13 protein-coding genes and 2 pseudogenes are annotated in these 16,893 nt (G+C 37.8%); 14 read left to right on the top strand and 1 reads right to left on the bottom strand.

From position 1 onward, the window contains the following. Nucleotides 1-5: 5 nt before the first annotated feature. Nucleotides 6-236 carry a hypothetical protein gene (locus tag M9892_05780; protein MCO5253858.1) on the bottom strand — a complete coding sequence of 77 codons (231 nt, stop codon included), beginning with the start codon at nt 234-236 and terminating at the stop codon, nt 6-8. Nucleotides 237-274: 38 nt separating this feature from the next. On the opposite strand from M9892_05780, the pseudogene M9892_05775 reads away from it, so the two are divergent. From M9892_05775 to M9892_05710, 14 genes and pseudogenes are all read left to right on the top strand, one after another. After that, nucleotides 275-1,309 (top strand): annotated as a pseudogene (locus M9892_05775) (site-specific integrase). Between the two features lie 131 nt (nt 1,310-1,440). Next, the gene (locus tag M9892_05770; GenBank protein MCO5253857.1) at nt 1,441-2,496 is read left to right on the top strand and encodes a DUF262 domain-containing protein; all 1,056 of its coding nucleotides are present in this window, start codon (nt 1,441-1,443) and stop codon (nt 2,494-2,496) included. Then, nucleotides 2,486-3,124: an MAE_28990/MAE_18760 family HEPN-like nuclease gene (locus M9892_05765; GenBank protein MCO5253856.1), complete on the top strand. Its 639-nt coding sequence runs from the start codon at nt 2,486-2,488 to the stop codon at nt 3,122-3,124. Before M9892_05770 ends, M9892_05765 begins: the two co-directional genes overlap by 11 nt. Before the next feature lie 85 nt (nt 3,125-3,209). Further along, complete coding sequence (locus M9892_05760) at nt 3,210-3,482, top strand: hypothetical protein (GenBank protein ID MCO5253855.1); 273 nt, start codon at nt 3,210-3,212, stop codon at nt 3,480-3,482. 3 nt (nt 3,483-3,485) lie between these two features. Next, complete coding sequence (locus tag M9892_05755) at nt 3,486-4,487, top strand: nucleotidyltransferase (GenBank protein ID MCO5253854.1); 1,002 nt, start codon at nt 3,486-3,488, stop codon at nt 4,485-4,487. Next, entirely contained in the window at nt 4,480-5,388 is a 909-nt protein-coding gene (locus M9892_05750) for an S-4TM family putative pore-forming effector (GenBank protein ID MCO5253853.1), read from the top strand. Before M9892_05755 ends, M9892_05750 begins: the two co-directional genes overlap by 8 nt. A gap of 14 nt (nt 5,389-5,402) precedes the next feature. Beyond that, nucleotides 5,403-7,886 (top strand): N-6 DNA methylase, encoded by a 2,484-nt coding sequence (locus M9892_05745; protein MCO5253852.1) that lies wholly within the window; start codon nt 5,403-5,405, stop codon nt 7,884-7,886. A 72-nt stretch (nt 7,887-7,958) separates the two neighbouring features. Then, nucleotides 7,959-8,816 (top strand): virulence RhuM family protein, encoded by an 858-nt coding sequence (locus tag M9892_05740; GenBank protein ID MCO5253851.1) that lies wholly within the window; start codon nt 7,959-7,961, stop codon nt 8,814-8,816. Beyond that, nucleotides 8,813-10,096, top strand: coding sequence for a restriction endonuclease subunit S (locus M9892_05735; GenBank protein ID MCO5253850.1), 1,284 nt, complete (start codon nt 8,813-8,815; stop codon nt 10,094-10,096). Before M9892_05740 ends, M9892_05735 begins: the two co-directional genes overlap by 4 nt. After that, nucleotides 10,093-10,506, top strand: coding sequence for a GxxExxY protein (locus M9892_05730; protein ID MCO5253849.1), 414 nt, complete (start codon nt 10,093-10,095; stop codon nt 10,504-10,506). The genes M9892_05735 and M9892_05730 overlap by 4 nt, the downstream gene beginning before the upstream one ends. A gap of 18 nt (nt 10,507-10,524) precedes the next feature. Then, a pseudogene (locus M9892_05725) lies at nt 10,525-10,665 on the top strand (restriction endonuclease subunit S). 1 nt (nt 10,666) lies between these two features. Then, a complete protein-coding gene (locus tag M9892_05720; protein ID MCO5253848.1) occupies nt 10,667-12,481 on the top strand; it encodes an AAA family ATPase in 1,815 nt (604 codons plus the stop codon). Between the two features lie 3 nt (nt 12,482-12,484). Beyond that, nucleotides 12,485-13,777, top strand: coding sequence for an McrC family protein (locus M9892_05715; protein MCO5253847.1), 1,293 nt, complete (start codon nt 12,485-12,487; stop codon nt 13,775-13,777). A 6-nt stretch (nt 13,778-13,783) separates the two neighbouring features. Beyond that, a complete protein-coding gene (locus tag M9892_05710; GenBank protein MCO5253846.1) occupies nt 13,784-16,891 on the top strand; it encodes a type I restriction endonuclease subunit R in 3,108 nt (1,035 codons plus the stop codon). The last annotated feature ends 2 nt before the right edge of the window (nt 16,892-16,893 follow it).

The following is a 16,893-nucleotide window of genomic DNA, read 5'->3' as shown; positions in this document are numbered from 1 at the left end:
TTCAACTAACCCGGTAATTTCATTTCTTTTTCAAATCGAATCCAAATTACACTTTGCCCTTTGTGATTTCCGGTCTCAAAAACAACACCCACTCTATTGGGGTTTATCAAATCTATCTTCGAATTCTGAATATCCAGATTCTTTCCTCTATTTAATAAATATCTAACTTTATTCGCTTGAAAGATATCTGTAATTATAATCAATAACAATGAAGCAGCATGCTGACTTAAAATCACTTGAATGAATGTAGAATTTGGTTTAGTATTGTAGAAATATGTACACAGCCAAGATCATCAAATACAAAGGCACAAAACGCATTGCAGTTACTTTTGAAAAAAATCAAGAACTGATAAACCGTTTCAAAAAATTAGACGGTGCAAAATGGAGTGCTACTTTAAAAACGTGGCATTTGCCCGACACAGCAGAATATCGCCAAACATTCAAAATACCTGTCGAAAAACAATTATCTGCCGAAGCGAGGCAACAGATAGAAAAGTTTGTGCAATGGATACATAGTAAGCGATACAGCGAAAGCACCATAAAAACCTATACCGAAGCCATTCGAATTTTTTTGCAATTCTTTTTTGAAAAGGCTTTGAATGAAATAGGGAATGAAGATATTATTATTTTCAACAACAAGTATATTTTGAAAAACAAACTTTCGGCTTCGTATCAAAACCAAATGGTAAATGCGGTAAAACTGTTTTTTCAGACCGTTCAAAACCGAAAACTCAATATTGAGCAAATACACCGACCAAAAAAGCCCAAAACGCTACCCAATGTTTTAAGTAAAGAAGAAATAAAAGCCATTTTGGAAGCACATGGAAACATCAAACACCGTGCAATGTTGAGCTTAATTTATGCTTGCGGACTGCGAAGAAGCGAATTGTTAAACTTAAAATTTACAGCTATTGATAGCAAAAGAGGCATATTGCTCATCAAGCAAGCCAAAGGAAAGAAAGACCGCATTGCTCCGATTTCTGCAAAAATTGTAGAAATGTTGCGGAATTATTACAAGACATACAAGCCACAAACATGACTTTTTGAGGGACAAAACAAAGAAAAGCGATACAGCGAAAAAAGTTTAGAAAATGTTTTGAAACAGGCACTTCAAAAAGTCAATATCAAAAAACCTGTTTCATTGCATTGGTTGCGACACAGCTATGCCACACATCTATTGGAGAGTGGCACTGACTTACGTTACATTCAAGAATTATTGGGACATAACAGTAGTAAAACCACAGAAATATATACCCATGTAAGCACCCAAAGTCTGCAAAACATCAAAAGTCCGTTCGATGATTTATAAGCGAAAAGCGTATATATTTGCTCTCGCAAAAACCCGCACTTTATGGCGCAAAGCCACCCATTTTTGGGCAGATTGGCGACATTTTGTGAGGGGTATATGCGAGTTAGTGATAAGCTAAAAACAAATAATGAATGAACTTAGAAGAAACAATACAGAAAAGACGCAATAACTTGAGGGCTGACCGCTTAGATATGTCCTTTGGTGAACTTATGAATATTTATGAAGATAAATCATTAATTATAACACCTGAATATCAAAGAACATTTAGATGGGATATCTTTCAGCAAACAAGATTTATAGAATCAATTTTACTTGGAATTCCTGTCCCTCCAATTTTTGTAGCAGAGGACGATAAAGGTAAATGGGAACTTGTTGATGGTTTGCAGAGAATAAGCTCCATATTTTCATTTTTTGGCTTATTAACTGAGAATGAAACTAAAAACAACCTAATACTTGAAGAAGGCGACTTAATTGAAGAATTAAAGGGCAAAACAGTAAATAATATTGGTATTTTGCTTAAAAATTCTATTAAAAGATCTGTATGTAGAGTTGAAATAATTAAATGGGACAGCGATGTTGATATGCGATATGAACTCTTTAACAGGCTAAATACAGGTGGCTCTCCCTTGTCTGAACAAGAAATAAGAAACTGTATTTTTAGAGGGCACTCCAATGAACTTAATTCTTTATTAATCGATATTGGTACTAGTGAATTGTTTAGAAATATTATTAAGCCAACAGATAAACAGATAGAGGAAATGTTTTGTGAAGAATTGGTATTGAGATTTTATACATTCAAAAATGATTCATTGAAACTTGAGAAGAATTTACCAAACCATTTATCAAGTTATATGAGAAGAGTTGCAAAGCAGGAAATTGGCTTCGACAAATTAGCGGAACAGGAATGTATTGAAAAATATCTCAACTATTTGAACAACAACTTTGACTACACAATATTTAGAGCTAGCAATGGAATATTTACTCCAAACTATTTCGATGCAATTATGCTTTCACTAAATAAGTATTGGACACAATATGAAAACAATAGTGAGGCATTTGAAAACAAAATTAGTGAACTAAAAACTAGCCCTGAATATAAGGATGCTGGTCTCTCTGCATATTCACAATCTAGAATTGAAAGTAGAGTTTTAAAAGCATTTGAAATATTTGACCCGAATGGAAATTAATTTGATAGATGAGATAAGACTTGACAATGATTGGCGTACTAAGGATGTTGCCAAAATGAAAATGACTTATAGTCAACTTCCAGAAGAGAATCGAGGATTTTTTCTACGCCTTTGTGTTCCTATGATTTATGCTCATTGGGAAGGATTGGTAGTTAGTTCATTAACTAGCCTAATAAAGGGGTTAAATAGAAGTAAACTTTCACATTCTAATGTACCAATAAAATTATTTGTTCTTAGTGTTGGTGAAAAATTCAAAAGACTTCAGTCCAATCAATCTTTAGAGCAAAGATGTGACTTTACACAAACGTTCTTCGATAGATTAAATAACCATTTAACTTTTGAAAAAAAAGTAAATACGAAGTCAAATTTAAACTATAAAGTATTGGGGGAATTATGCAATGTATTCTTACTTGATGTAGAAGATTTTTCTAAATATGAAAATGACTTAGATAGACTTGTAGATATTAGAAACAAGATTGCCCACGGAGAAAATGCATATTTATTTGAGCTTCCGCAAATTGAGAAATACTTTGAGTTGTTGGAAAATATTTGCGAAATTTTCTTGAATAACATAGAAAAATTTATCACCCAAAAGAGATTTGAAGAGCCTATCACTAACACTGCATAAAACGACAATATGCTCGTGCCTCGCATACTGCGTTTATGCTAACCGTTACCACCAATGCTAAAAAGACAGACGACACAGCAAGACAATGACTGAAAATGGACTCAACATACAGACCATATCGACCAAGCGGACAGACTTTCAATCTGACCGTGTTTTGCTATTGGGACAGGTGACAGAAAAGAAAGAGAAAACCCTCCCTTCGCATTTTTTAAAATTTCTTTTAGCCAGCCGCACAAACGGCACATTTGGTTTTGCCCGACACACAAGCCAACCCTTCGCAAAACCAAAAGAGCCGTTTTTTGCCATCGCACATAAAGTGAGTAAATCCGCCCTTTGTATTATTCCTTTTAAGAATTAATCTATGGCTAAAACAGTAAACGAAGCATTTAATAAATTCCTTGCCGACACGGTTAACCTTGACCCTGATAAGACGAAGAAAGCCCGTGGCAGCCGTGACTGGTTGGTTGGACAGATAGAAACATTTCCTGATGGCGACTCAAAATTTCCAAGTATATACTCAGAAAAGAACATCTTCTTTGGCTCGTTCTCCAGGCGGACAAAAAAGCGTCCCCTAGACGACATTGATATTATGATTTGTATGAAAGCAGACGGCTGCACATACAACGAACTTCCTGACAAAATCGAAATAACTGCACCTGATACCGCTACCCGCTTTAAAGACTATGTGAACGAAGGGACAAGCATTCTCAATTCCAGAAAGGTAATTAATGCCTTTATCGCAAAACTTGTAAGCGTTCCGCAGTATAAAAAGGCAGAAATTAAAAGAAACTTAGAAGCAGCAACGCTTAATCTAGAATCTTATGATTGGGTATTTGATATTGTGCCGTGCTTTTTTACCAAAGAAGATGTATACAATCGGACATACTACATAATTCCAGACGGTAGCGGAAACTGGAAAAAAACCGACCCGAGAATTGATAGTGAAAGAATTACCAAAATTAATCAGGCTCACGAAGGAAATATTCTGAACGTAATTCGTGAAATTAAATATTGGAACAGCAGAGCAACAATGCCCTCAATGGGTTCTTATTTGCTCGAAAATATGATACTTGATTACTACGCTGAACAAACAACCGTTGCTTCTCAATATGTGGATATAGAAATCGAAAAGGTTTTGTTAGAAATCCATAGAAGAGTTTCTTACACTGTGAATGACCCTAAGGGTATTCAAGGCAACTTAAATAATCTGAGTTCAGAAGACCGAAAGAAAATTAAGGATAGAGCTTATCAAGATTATGTAAAAGCTTTTGAAGCAAGAAAGTTGGAATCTCAAAACAATCATAAAGATGCCATTAGCAAATGGATAGAAATTTTTGGAGACAAATTCCCGAAGTATGAGTGAGATTGGCAAACATATAATTCAGGAGCAAGACTCTGATACAAGTATTAAATACTTGGCGGCACAAAAACAGCTATATATGAATGGCAAAACAACATTTGCTTTTCAGGTATTAATTGCTGTGCCTATTCCAATTTTGATTTCAATTGTAACGCCACTTTTGGGAAAGGAAGAACAAAGCATAGTTTGGATTTTTGTACTTTATAGCATCATTGCCACATTTCTTGAATTTTTCTGTGAAGACAGAGCAATGAAATTAAAGAAGCTAGCTGCTTCTATTCAGGAAAAATTTGATACTTCGGTTTTATTGATTGACTGGAACAAGACACTTATTAGTGCAAAACCTGATGATGGTATCATTTTAAGATTTTACAATAAGTACATAAAAAAGAATAAGCTAGATAAACTCTACGGTTGGTATTCAAATGAAGTATTGCCGGTAAATACAAACATTGCTACAATACTTTGCCAAAGAACCAATTGCAGTTACGATTTTACATTAAGACAACGCTATACGAATACAATTTTATTACTGGCTGCTGCTACATTTTTAATTCTATTAATTGTAGCTGGCCAAAATGGATTGACGGTTCCAAATTTCATTTCAACTGTATTATTCCCATCACTACCAGTATTTGTGTTGGCATACAAGCAAATAAGCACAAATAAAGAAGCAATAGAAAACCTGAAAGAACTGAAGGACTTAATCGAAGGACGATTAGAAATGCTTCGTATCAATGACCAAGTTGAAACACATTTAATTCGTCAAATTCAAGATAAAATTTATCTTAAACGCATTAACAGTCCGCTATTGCCTGAGTGGGCTTACAATTTTTTAAGGCAAAATCTGGAAGATGAAATGCATTTTTCAGTGAAGGAAAAAGTAAAAGAACTAACGAAATAAAAGACAGCGATTAAATGGCAATCAAAAAATCTGAATTATACAGCTCACTGTGGGCAAGTTGTGACGAACTAAGAGGCGGAATGGACCCAAGCCAATACAAGGACTATATCCTTGTGTTGTTGTTTATAAAGTATGTGAGTGATAAATACGCCAACGACCCTGATGCAATTATTGAAATCCCCGAAGGTGGTAGTTTCAAGGATATGATTGCCCTGAAAGGCAACAAAGACATCGGCAACCAAATCAACATCATTATTGGGGAACTGGCTAAGGCCAACGACCTGAAAGGAGTGATTGATGTGGCCGACTTTGCCGATGACGACAAACTGGGCAAAGGCAAAGAAATGGTGGACAGGTTGAGCAACCTGATTGCCATTTTTGAAAATCCTGCACTCGACTTTTCTAAAAACCGTGCAGGTGGCGATGATATTCTGGGCGATGCCTTTGAATACCTGATGAAAAACTTTGCCACAGAAAGCGGCAAAAGCAAAGGACAATTCTACACCCCCAGCGAAGTGAGTCGTGTAATGGCTAAGGTGCTCAACATTCACAACGCTACCAACCGCACTACGTTTTATGACCCTACTTGTGGTTCGGGTTCGTTGTTGTTGAAAGCACTGGACGAAGCCGATGGCAAAGGTACTATTTACGGACAGGAAAAAGATGTGGCAACGGCTGCCCTTGCCCGAATGAATATGATTCTGCACGGACAGGAAGCCATTGAAATTCACCGAGGACAAAGCACTTTATCCGACCCGTTTTTCAAGGACAGCAACGGCCACCTGAAAACTTTTGACTTTGTGGTTGCTAATCCGCCTTTTTCATCCAAGAACTGGGCAACGGGCTTCGACCCGCAAAACGACTTGTACGGACGTTTTGAAAAAGACGAAGAAGAAAGTGCTAAAACTGGTAAAGCAACATATAAAACGCCACCCGATAAAAATGGCGATTATGCCTTTTTACTTCACATTCTCAAATCACTAAAAAGCACAGGCAAAGGGGCTTGCATTCTTCCGCACGGTGTGTTGTTCCGTGGCAATGCAGAAGCTGAAATCCGCAAGAGTTTAATTTTGCGGGGTTACATCAAAGGCATTATCGGTTTACCTGCCAACTTGTTTTATGGCACGGGTATTCCTGCCTGCATCATTGTGATGGACAAGGAAGGAGCCGATGAACGCAAACACATTTTTATGTTGGATGCAAGCAAGGGCTTCATCAAAGACGGCAACAAAAACCGTCTTCGTGAACAAGACATTCACAAGATTGTGGACGTGTTCAACAAACAGATTGAACTGCCCAAATACAGCCGACTAGTGAGTGTGGAAGAAATCAGCGACCCGAAAAATGATTTTAACCTGAACATTCCACGCTACATCGACAGTCAGGAAACCGAAGACATACAAGACATTGCTGCCCATTTGTTTGGCGATATTCCCAATGCCGACATTGATGCACTGGAAGAATATTGGAAAGTGTACCCTTCGCTTCGCAAGCAACTGTTTAAAGACGGACGCAAAAACTATTCGCAGCTTACCGTTGAACCTGCACAAGTGAAGAATGAGATATTCTCACACCCTGAGTTTGTAGAGTTCAGCAAAGAAATGGATGCCGTGTTTGAAGGCTGGAAAACCAAGAACACCGCTTTTCTGAAAACGCTGAAAACAGGCATTAAACCCAAGCAAACCATTTACCGCATTTCGGAAGATGTGCTGACTACCTACACAGGCAAAGCCCTGATGGACAAATACGATGTATATCAGCATTTGATGAATTATTGGAATGAAGTGATGCAAGACGATTGCTATCAGATTTCAGCAGATGGCTGGAAAGCAGAACTCAGCATCATCAAGCAAACCAAAACCGCCACCGTGTGGGATTGCGACTTGGTGCCAAAGTATTTGGTGATAGACCGCTATTTCCAAAAAGAGAAACTAGCCATTGAAAAACTGGAAGCCGACAAAGAAGCCATTGCGAATAAACTCACGGAATTAGAAGAAGAGCACAGTGCCGAAGATGGATACTTTGCCGAACTGGATAAGGTGAATAAAGCCAATGTACAGAAACGATTGAAGGAATTATTGGCAGCTAAACCTAAAGGCAAAAAACAAACCTTGGCAATGGCAGCCGAACCCGAAGCAGCTTATGGCGAGCAAGCCGTATTGGAGCAATATCTTGAACTGACCGAAAAACAAACTGAACTGAACAAAAAAATAAAAGAAGCTACTGCCGACCTTGACAAAAAAATAATTGAACGTTACAAAACACTCACCGAAGACGAGATAAAGCAATTGGTGGTGGACGATAAATGGATGGCGAGTATAGAACGCAGCGTAAAAACCGAAATGGAACGCATTAGTCAACGGCTGACTCAACGCATTAAGGAACTGGCAGAACGCTACGAAACACCGCTGCCGAGACAAACCAATGAGGTAAAGCTATTGGAGGAGAAAGTAAATAAACACTTGGAAATGATGGGTTTTAGAATGGAAACCCTATAAAAAACGAAACCCGCTAGTTTGAATGGCGCTCAGGGACTAACGGGAATAAGATGAGACAAAGATAGAAAATAAATGAAAAACGAAATAGTTTTATATCGACCAGATGAGCTAACCGAACATATTGAAGTGAGGTTAGAAGATGATACCGTTTGGCTTACTCAGTTGCAAATGGCATCATTGTTTGGGCAAACCAAACAGAATATCAGTTTGCATATAAGTAATTGTTTCAAAGAAGGAGAATTAGATAAATTGGCAACCGTCAAGGAATCCTTGACAGTTCAAATAGAAGGAGCCAGAAGAGTTAATCGTAAAATAGAATACTACAATCTCGATGTGATCATATCTGTTGGTTATCGTGTAAAATCGAAACAAGGCACTCAATTTCGTATTTGGGCTACCAATGTGTTAAGGAATTATTTGCTGAAAGGCTATGCCTTAAACCAACGAATGGATAGAATTGAAAACAACTACGAAAGTTTAAACAAAGAAGTAAGACAAATCTCTCTGCAACTCAAAACCCAAGAATTACCCAACCAGGGCATCTTCTTTGAAGGGCAGATTTTTGATGCCTATGTTTTTGTGGCAGACATCATCAAAAAAGCAAAAACCGATATTATACTAATTGATAACTATGTGGATGAAACCGTGCTGACCCTATTGGCAAAACGCCCGAAAAATGTAAACGCAACCATCTACACCAAAACCATTTCTAAACAATTGCAATTAGATTTAGATAAGCACAATAGCCAATACCCGCCCATTGCCCTCAAAACCTTTGCCAATAGCCACGACCGTTTTTTGATTATTGACCAAAAAGAACTCTACCATTTGGGAGCATCATTAAAAGATTTGGGAAAGAAATGGTTTGCCTTCTCTAAAATGGATTCACTCACAGCCGATGTATTGGCAAAATTGAAACTTGTGAAATGAAAGTAACAGAAAAATATAAACAAACAGAAGTAGGGCTGATTCCAAGTGATTGGGAGCTTGTTGAGTTGGGCTCAATTTCAAATATTAGCTCAGGCGGTACGCCAAATAGAGGAATTGCGGCCTATTGGAACGGTGGTATACCTTGGGTTACAACTTCACAGATAGACTTCAATACGATAAACCAATCATTTGAATTTATTACCGAAGAGGGATTGAATAATTCAGCAGCTAAAATTTATAAAAAAGGAACTCTCTTGATGGCTATGTATGGCCAAGGTAAAACAAGAGGAAAAGTTGCAATACTTGGAATTGATGCAACAACTAATCAAGCTTGTGCTGCTATTTACGTCAATAAGGATATTTTAAAGGAGTATGTTTTTTGTAATCTTTCTGGTCGTTATGATGAAATAAGAAATCTAAGCAATACAGGCAACCAAGAGAATTTAAGTGGTGAATTGATAAAGAAAATACTGATCCCCCTTCCACCCACCAAAGCCGAACAAAGCGCCATCGCCACCGCCCTATCCGATGCCGATGCCTTGATAAACAGTTTAGAAAAACTCATTGCCAAAAAACGCAACATTAAACAAGGGGCAATGCAACAACTGCTGCAACCGAAAGAAGGTTGGCTAAATAAGTCACTAGGAGAAATTGGGGAAATTACTGGTGCAGGTGTAGATAAACTCATAGTAGAAGGTGAAACACCTGTCAGACTTGTAAACTATATGGACGTATTCAACCGTGATTTTATATATTCAAAAGAATTAAATCATTGGGTTACTGCTCCGTCTCATAAAGCGAATAAATGTTCAGTAAAACAAGGTGACATTTTCTTTACACCATCATCAGAAATGCGTTATGACATAGCTGTTTCAGCTGTTGCTATGGAAGATATTCCTGATGCTGTTTATAGTTACCACCTTGTAAGATTGCGTTTGTTTGAAGATTGGGATTTAAATTTCAGGACATACATATTCAAAACAAAATACTTTTTGGGTCAGGCAGAGCAAATCTGTGAAGGCTCGGGGAAGAGATATGTAATCACATTGCCAAAGTTTAGAAGTATGAAAATCTTCTATCCACCCACAAAAGAAGAACAAACCCGCATCGCCACCATCCTATCCGATATGGATGCAGAGATAGCTACTTTAGAAGCCAAGTTGGAAAAATACCGCAAGGTAAAACTGGGGATGATGCAGAATTTATTAACGGGGAAAATACGTCTGAATCAGGATTTGCAGGATTCAGGGATTGACAGGATTAAAAATGAAGTTGTATGACATTAGACGAAATCACATACAAAATAAACGGTTGTGCGATGAAGGTGCACAATACCTTGGGCAATGGCTTTCAGGAAGTTATTTATCAGCGATGCTTGGCTATTGAAATGGAAAGAGCGGGTTTGAGTTTTGGTAGGGAAGTCGAACAAACCATTTATTACGATGGCATTGAAGTAGGCACACGTAGGGCAGATTTTGTAGTGGAAGGTCAGGTTATTGTAGAGTTAAAAGCCTTAATAAACTTAGAAGATGTGCATTTGGCACAGGCCAAAAACTATGTAGTAGCATATGACTTTCTGATCGGCTTGCTTATCAACTTCGGAAGTACCAGCCTGCAATTCAAAAAAGTATTCAATAAGAAATATCAGGAAAACCAAAATCCTGCAAATCATAAAATCACCAAATCCTGATTCAGACAAATGATAAGCAAAGAACAAACACGCATCGCCACCATCCTATCCGATATGGATTCAGAGATTACGGCTTTAGAGACCAAACTGGAGAAATACCGCAAGGTAAAACTGGGGATGATGCAGAATTTATTAACGGGGAAAATACGATTGATTTAATATGGAATTTGAAAACATAGGAGATTTAGTCAATCAAATCAATACGGCTTTAGACGAATTCTGTAATGAATTTGGTCGAAAGCGAAAGGAGTTAGCTGGGTTGGGTAAAGTGCCAAAACGGGGCATTTTGTTTACTTACGACCAATCAAAAGGCAATGATTGGGCAATAAACGAAGGTGGAGGAACAGAGGTGCAATATCATATTGCCTTTAACGTTGATGATTTGGAAATAAGATACGGATTAGGCTTCAATACACAATACGTTCCGTTTGCGAATCAAATGAGTACGGTTGAGTATATGCAGCCGTTTATGATTGCATTTCTAAAATATGAAAAAAGAATCAGAGAAATATTGCCAGACTATGGTTTTGTTTATGGCAATATAGATCAACTGAGAAATCCGCAGCACGACCAATATACGCTTTTTGGCAAGACGGTTGAAGCAGAAGAACGAGGGAATAAATACTTCGTTGAGGATAATGATTTTCAAAATATCCTTTCCGATTTAAGGAATCAATTTGAAGTCTACCAAATCATTTTTACAGAAAAAAACAACTTTAAAAAAGTAGCTATGAGCATTAATAATAGCATTGATATTCTAACATCAAAAGGACAAATTATTCTGCAAGGCCCTCCCGGAACAGGCAAAACATATACCGCAAAAGATATTGCAGAAAAAATAATTTTTAATGACATTACCGATGATAAGAAAAAACAAAAACAGAGATTAGAAGAAACTGAGCAATTCAAGCTTATTCAGTTTCATCCTGCCTATTCCTATGAAGATTTTGTAAGAGGTATTGTGGCCGAAAGCAAGGGAATACAAATAAATTACGTCACAAAGGATAAACTATTGGCGGACTTTGCCAAAGAAGCCTATAAGAACTGGAAAGCAGCCACTGAGCCGAAAGAGAAAGTGGCAAGAGAAACCTGGGTAAAAGAAACGTTGGAAGATTTTAAAGATTTTCTTGCCGAACAAATCGAGGAAAAGGATGAAAAATTAATGATTACAGGCAAAGTATATATCAATCGTATTACTGAAAACAGTATTCGATACAATTCCGATGCTTGGGAAGTGGATGGTGGTGTTCCTGTTTCGGACATAATAAAAATGTATTTGGCTGACACCACAACAAGAAGACAAATAAAAGACAACCCGGAATTAACCAAAACTGCAAAAAGTTTATCAACCTATTGGCTTGAAATCTTAAAGTTGTTCAAAAAATATATTGCTGACAACAACTTAAAACCCATCGAAACATCTGAAAGTATTCCTGAGAAAATATTTGTACTCATCATAGATGAAATAAACAGAGCCAATTTGCCTGCCGTTTTGGGTGAATTGATTTATGCTTTGGAATACAGAGGTGAAAAAGTAGAAAGTATGTACCCGATAGACGATGATAATACACTCGTTATTCCACCTAACTTGTACATCATTGGAACAATGAATACCTCCGACCGAAGTGTTGGGCATATTGATTATGCTATAAGAAGACGTTTTGCATTTATTGATGTATTGCCAAAAGTGTTAGAAGGCGATTCGTTTGAATTGGAATTATTCAAAAATGTTTCAGCTTTATTTATACAAAACCTTGACGAGTATTTGCAAGACAATACGGTTGAACTAAAACTGTCTGAGCATTTATCAGAAGAATTCCGACCCGAAGATGTGTGGTTAGGGCATAGCTATTTTATCAAAGGCGAAGGCGATTTTTCGTTGAGGAAGAAATATGAAATTGTTCCCATTCTGAAAGAGTATGTAAAAGATGGTATTTTGAAAAAAAGTGCAGAAACCATTATTAACACACTATAGAAAATGATTGTACTTAGCGAACAATATGGCTATAGAAATCCAAGGTCAATAGATGATATTGAACGCTTTGCTGCTGCGTTAAATAATCAGCATTACAGCAAATCCATACAGCGTGGCGAAAACAAAGCATACTGCTTTAAAATCCTATACACCGAAGATGAAACCAATCCCTATCGCTTTGAAACATCCTACTTCGTAGGTGTTGACTGGATTGTGGAAAATGAACTGCCGATTTATGTAAAACCAAAGCTGGATGATGATACTTCAGAGGTGAATTATGTAAAAATGCTTTTTGATGTATTGAAAGAGCCTGAAAACTATAACCACTTAGACCAACTTTGTGAAATCAACTTTGAGAAGCCCAGTATTGCCATTGAGCAAAAACAAGATTTATTAACGCCTTTACTTCTTATTCAATACATCAACATCCTTAAAAAGATTGTGCAAAAGGGATTAAAAAAATCGTATTACACGGTTACAAAAAATCTAAATGCAAAAGTGAAAGGCAAAATCTTGATCAACGAAACTATCAAGAAAAATCATTTCAATAATAAAATGCTTTATAGTTATTGCCAATACTCAGAGTTTGGTATTAATAGCACTGAAAACAAAGTTTTGAAAAAAGCATTGGCGTTTTCCATAGCAGCAATGGAAAATTTAAAAGGCGTTGAACTTTCTTCATTAAATGGATTAGTAAATTATATACAACCCGCTTTTCTCAATGTAGATAGCGAAGTAAACATTGAAGAACTGAAAAGCATCAAACCGAACAAACTTTATAAAGAATATGAGCAAGCATTAAAATTTGCGAAGCATATTTTAAGAAGATACGGGTACAACATTTCAACAGCCAATTCTACCACAATCAATACTCCACCATTTTGGATTGATATGAGTAAACTGTTTGAGTTGTATGTATTTTCAAAACTGAAAGAACGGTTTACGCATCATAAAGAAGTAACCTATCATCAAAAATTCAATTATCTGGAGCCCGATTTTATTGTAAACAGCAATGATGGTTCAACAAAAATGGTGGTGGATGCTAAATACAAACCAAAATACCAAAACGGCAATATTAGCACCGAAGACATTAGACAAATAAGCGGTTACGCAAGACTGAATAAGATTTACAAGTTTTTGGAAATTGAAGATGATAAGGTAATCGACTGCCTTGTAATTTACTCTAATCAGGGAGCAAACCGAATAGATTTTACAGGTGATAATTTCAAAATTGAAGAAGAAAAAGAATACAAAAGGTTTTTCAAAATAGGCATTGAATTACCGATTAAAACATAATTAGAAATGAGCAAAGTAGGACAAATAGAACGTGCCACCCAGAACCGTGTAGTCAAGCTTTTCAAGGAAGTTTTAAAATATGATTATTTGGGTAATCTTGAAAAAGAAGAAGACAACAGCAATATAGATGAAGCTTTGCTCACGGCTTATCTTACCAAAAAAGGACACAGCGAAAACCTGATTGGCAAGGTGCTGTATGAGTTTAAAAAAATTGCTACCATCAATACCAATGACGACCTGTATCAGGCCAATAAAAATGTATATGCTGCACTACGTTATGGTATCAATGTAAAAGAAGAAGCAGGTCAAAACAAAGAAACCGTTTACCTGATTGACTGGAAAAATCCGCTTGAAAATGATTTTGCCATAGCCGAAGAAGTAACCATCAAAGGGCAGCACAACAAACGCCCCGATATAGTACTGTACATTAACGGCATTGCCCTTGGCGTATTGGAATTGAAACGGAGCACGGTTTCTGTTTCGGAAGGTATTCGCCAAAACAACGACAACCAAAAGCATCTCTTCATCAAACCGTTTTACACCACCATTCAGTTAGTGATGGCAGGGCAAGATGTGGAAGGATTGCGGTATGCAGCCATTGACACCCCTGAAAAGTATTACCTGAAATGGAAAGAGGTCAATGAAGAATTTAACCCCAACGATACTTACCTGCTGGAACTGGCCAAGCCCATCAGGGAACAAGCATCCCAAGCAGAAAACCTGCTCGACAAGAACATCATTGAAATGTTGGGTAAAGAAAGGCTCATTGAAATCCTGCACGATTTTGTAGTGTTTGACCGTGGGCAAAAGAAATTTTGCCGCCCCAATCAGTATTTCGGTATCAAAGCCGCACAAGAAAGCATCCGCAACCACGAAGGCGGTATTATATGGCACACGCAAGGCAGTGGTAAGAGTTTAACAATGGTGTGGCTTACCAAGTGGATTCGGGAGTTTAACCCCAATGCCCGTGTGCTCATCATCACCGACCGTGACGAACTGGATAAGCAAATAGAAAAAGTTTTCAAAGGCGTAGATGAGCACATACTTCGCACCAAAAGCGGAGCCGATTTGATTGAAAAACTCAATGCCACTACCCCGTGGTTGTTGTGTTCACTCATTCACAAATTCGGCAACAAAGAAGAAGCTGACTACGACAGCTATCTGGAAGAACTTAAAAACAGTTTGCCCAAAGATTTCAAACCCAAAGGCGAGTTTTATGTATTTGTAGATGAATGTCATCGAAGCCAAAGCGGAGACCTGAACAAAGCAATGCGGAAGATTTTGGGTGAAGATGCCTTGTTCATTGGTTTCACGGGAACGCCACTAATGAAAGCCGACAAACAAAAGAGCATTGAAATTTTTGGCAAATACATTCATACCTACAAATTTGATGAAGCCGTAAAAGACGGTGTTGTTTTGGATTTGCGTTATGAAGCCCGTGACATTGAGCAGAAAATCACTTCACTGGATAAGATTGACGCCTGGTTTGATAGCAAAACAAAAGGCTTGACCGATTTTGCCAAAACCGAACTGAAACAAAAATGGGGCACAATGAAAAAGGTGTTCAGTTCAGTAGGGCGTTTGCAGAAAATCGTTGCCGATATTCTGCTGGATATGGAAACCCGTGAACGCTTGCAAAACGGTAGAGGTAACGCCATTTTGGTTTCGGATAGTATTTACAACGCTTGCCGCTTTTATCAGTTGTTTCAGGATTCAGGATTTACCCGTTGTGCTATCGTTACATCATTTGCCCCTTCGCACAGCGACATTAAAGGCGAAGGCGAAGGCTACACCGAAAAGTTGATGCAGTATGACATTTACCAAAAAATGCTCAACGGCAAAACTCCCGAAGACTTTGAAGACGAAGTAAAAAAGCGCTTCATTGACGAACCTGCCCAAATGAAACTGCTGATTGTGGTGGACAAACTGCTCACAGGTTTTGATGCACCTAGTGCCACCTATTTGTACATAGATAAAAGTATGCGAGACCACGGTTTGTTTCAGGCCATTTGCCGTGTAAACCGTTTGGATGGGGATGATAAAGATTACGGCTACATCATTGACTATAAAGATTTGTTCGGCAGTCTGGAAAGTGCCTACAAGGATTTTACTTCCAAAGCCTTTGAAGATTACGACAAAAAAGATGTAGAAGGCTTGCTTTCTGACCGCTTGGCAAAAGGCAAAGAACGCTTGGACGATGCCTTGGAAACCATCAGAGGCTTATGCGAAGATGTAGTTCCACCAAAAGGTACACAACAATACATTGCTTTCTTCTGCGGAAATCCGCAAATCAAAGAAGACCTGAAAGACACCGAACCCAAACGAGTTGCTTTGTATAAGGCCGTTATTTCATTAATCAGAGCTTATGCTAACATAGCCGATGAAATGGAAGAAGCGGGCTACGCTGCGGCTCAAATCGAGAAGATAAAAGAGGAAATCAAACACTTTGAAAATGTTCGAAAGGAAATCCAGTTAGCCAGTGGCGACTGGGTGGATTTGAAACAATACGAACCTGCAATGCGGCATTTGATTGACAGTTACATTGCTGCTGAAGAAAGCAAAAAAGTGTCAGCTTTTGATGATTTCAGTTTGGTGGAATTGTTGGTGAAAGACGGAAAAGGAGCTTTGGATAAACTTCCTGAGAATATCAAGAAGAACAAAGAAGCGATGGCAGAAACCATTGAGAACAACTTGCGAAAAGTAATCATAGAAGAAAGTCCGACCAACCCGATTTATTACGAGAAAATGAGTGTGCTGTTGGACGAACTCATTAAACTCCGCAATGAAGAAGCGGAAGCCTACGAGAAATACATAGAAGAGATTGTAAAACTGGCGGTAAAAATCAAAAAGCCCGAAACCAGTAACGAATATCCGTCAAGCATCAACACCCAAGCCAAACGGGCATTGTATGACAATCTTGACCGAGACGAACAATGCACCATTGCGATGGACAGTGCCGTGATTTATGGCAAACACGATGATTGGGAAGGAACACTTTCTAAAGAAAAGCATTTGAAAAATAAGGTTGTAAAACCAGTATTGGAAGAATACGACAAGGCAGAAAAGTTAGACCCCATTTTTGAAGTGATTAAACAACAAAGAGAATACAAGTAAAC

Source organism: Bacteroidota bacterium (assembly GCA_023957335.1).
Lineage (GTDB): Bacteria > Bacteroidota > Bacteroidia > NS11-12g > UBA955 > JALOAG01.
This window is presented reverse-complemented; position numbering and strand designations above follow the sequence as displayed.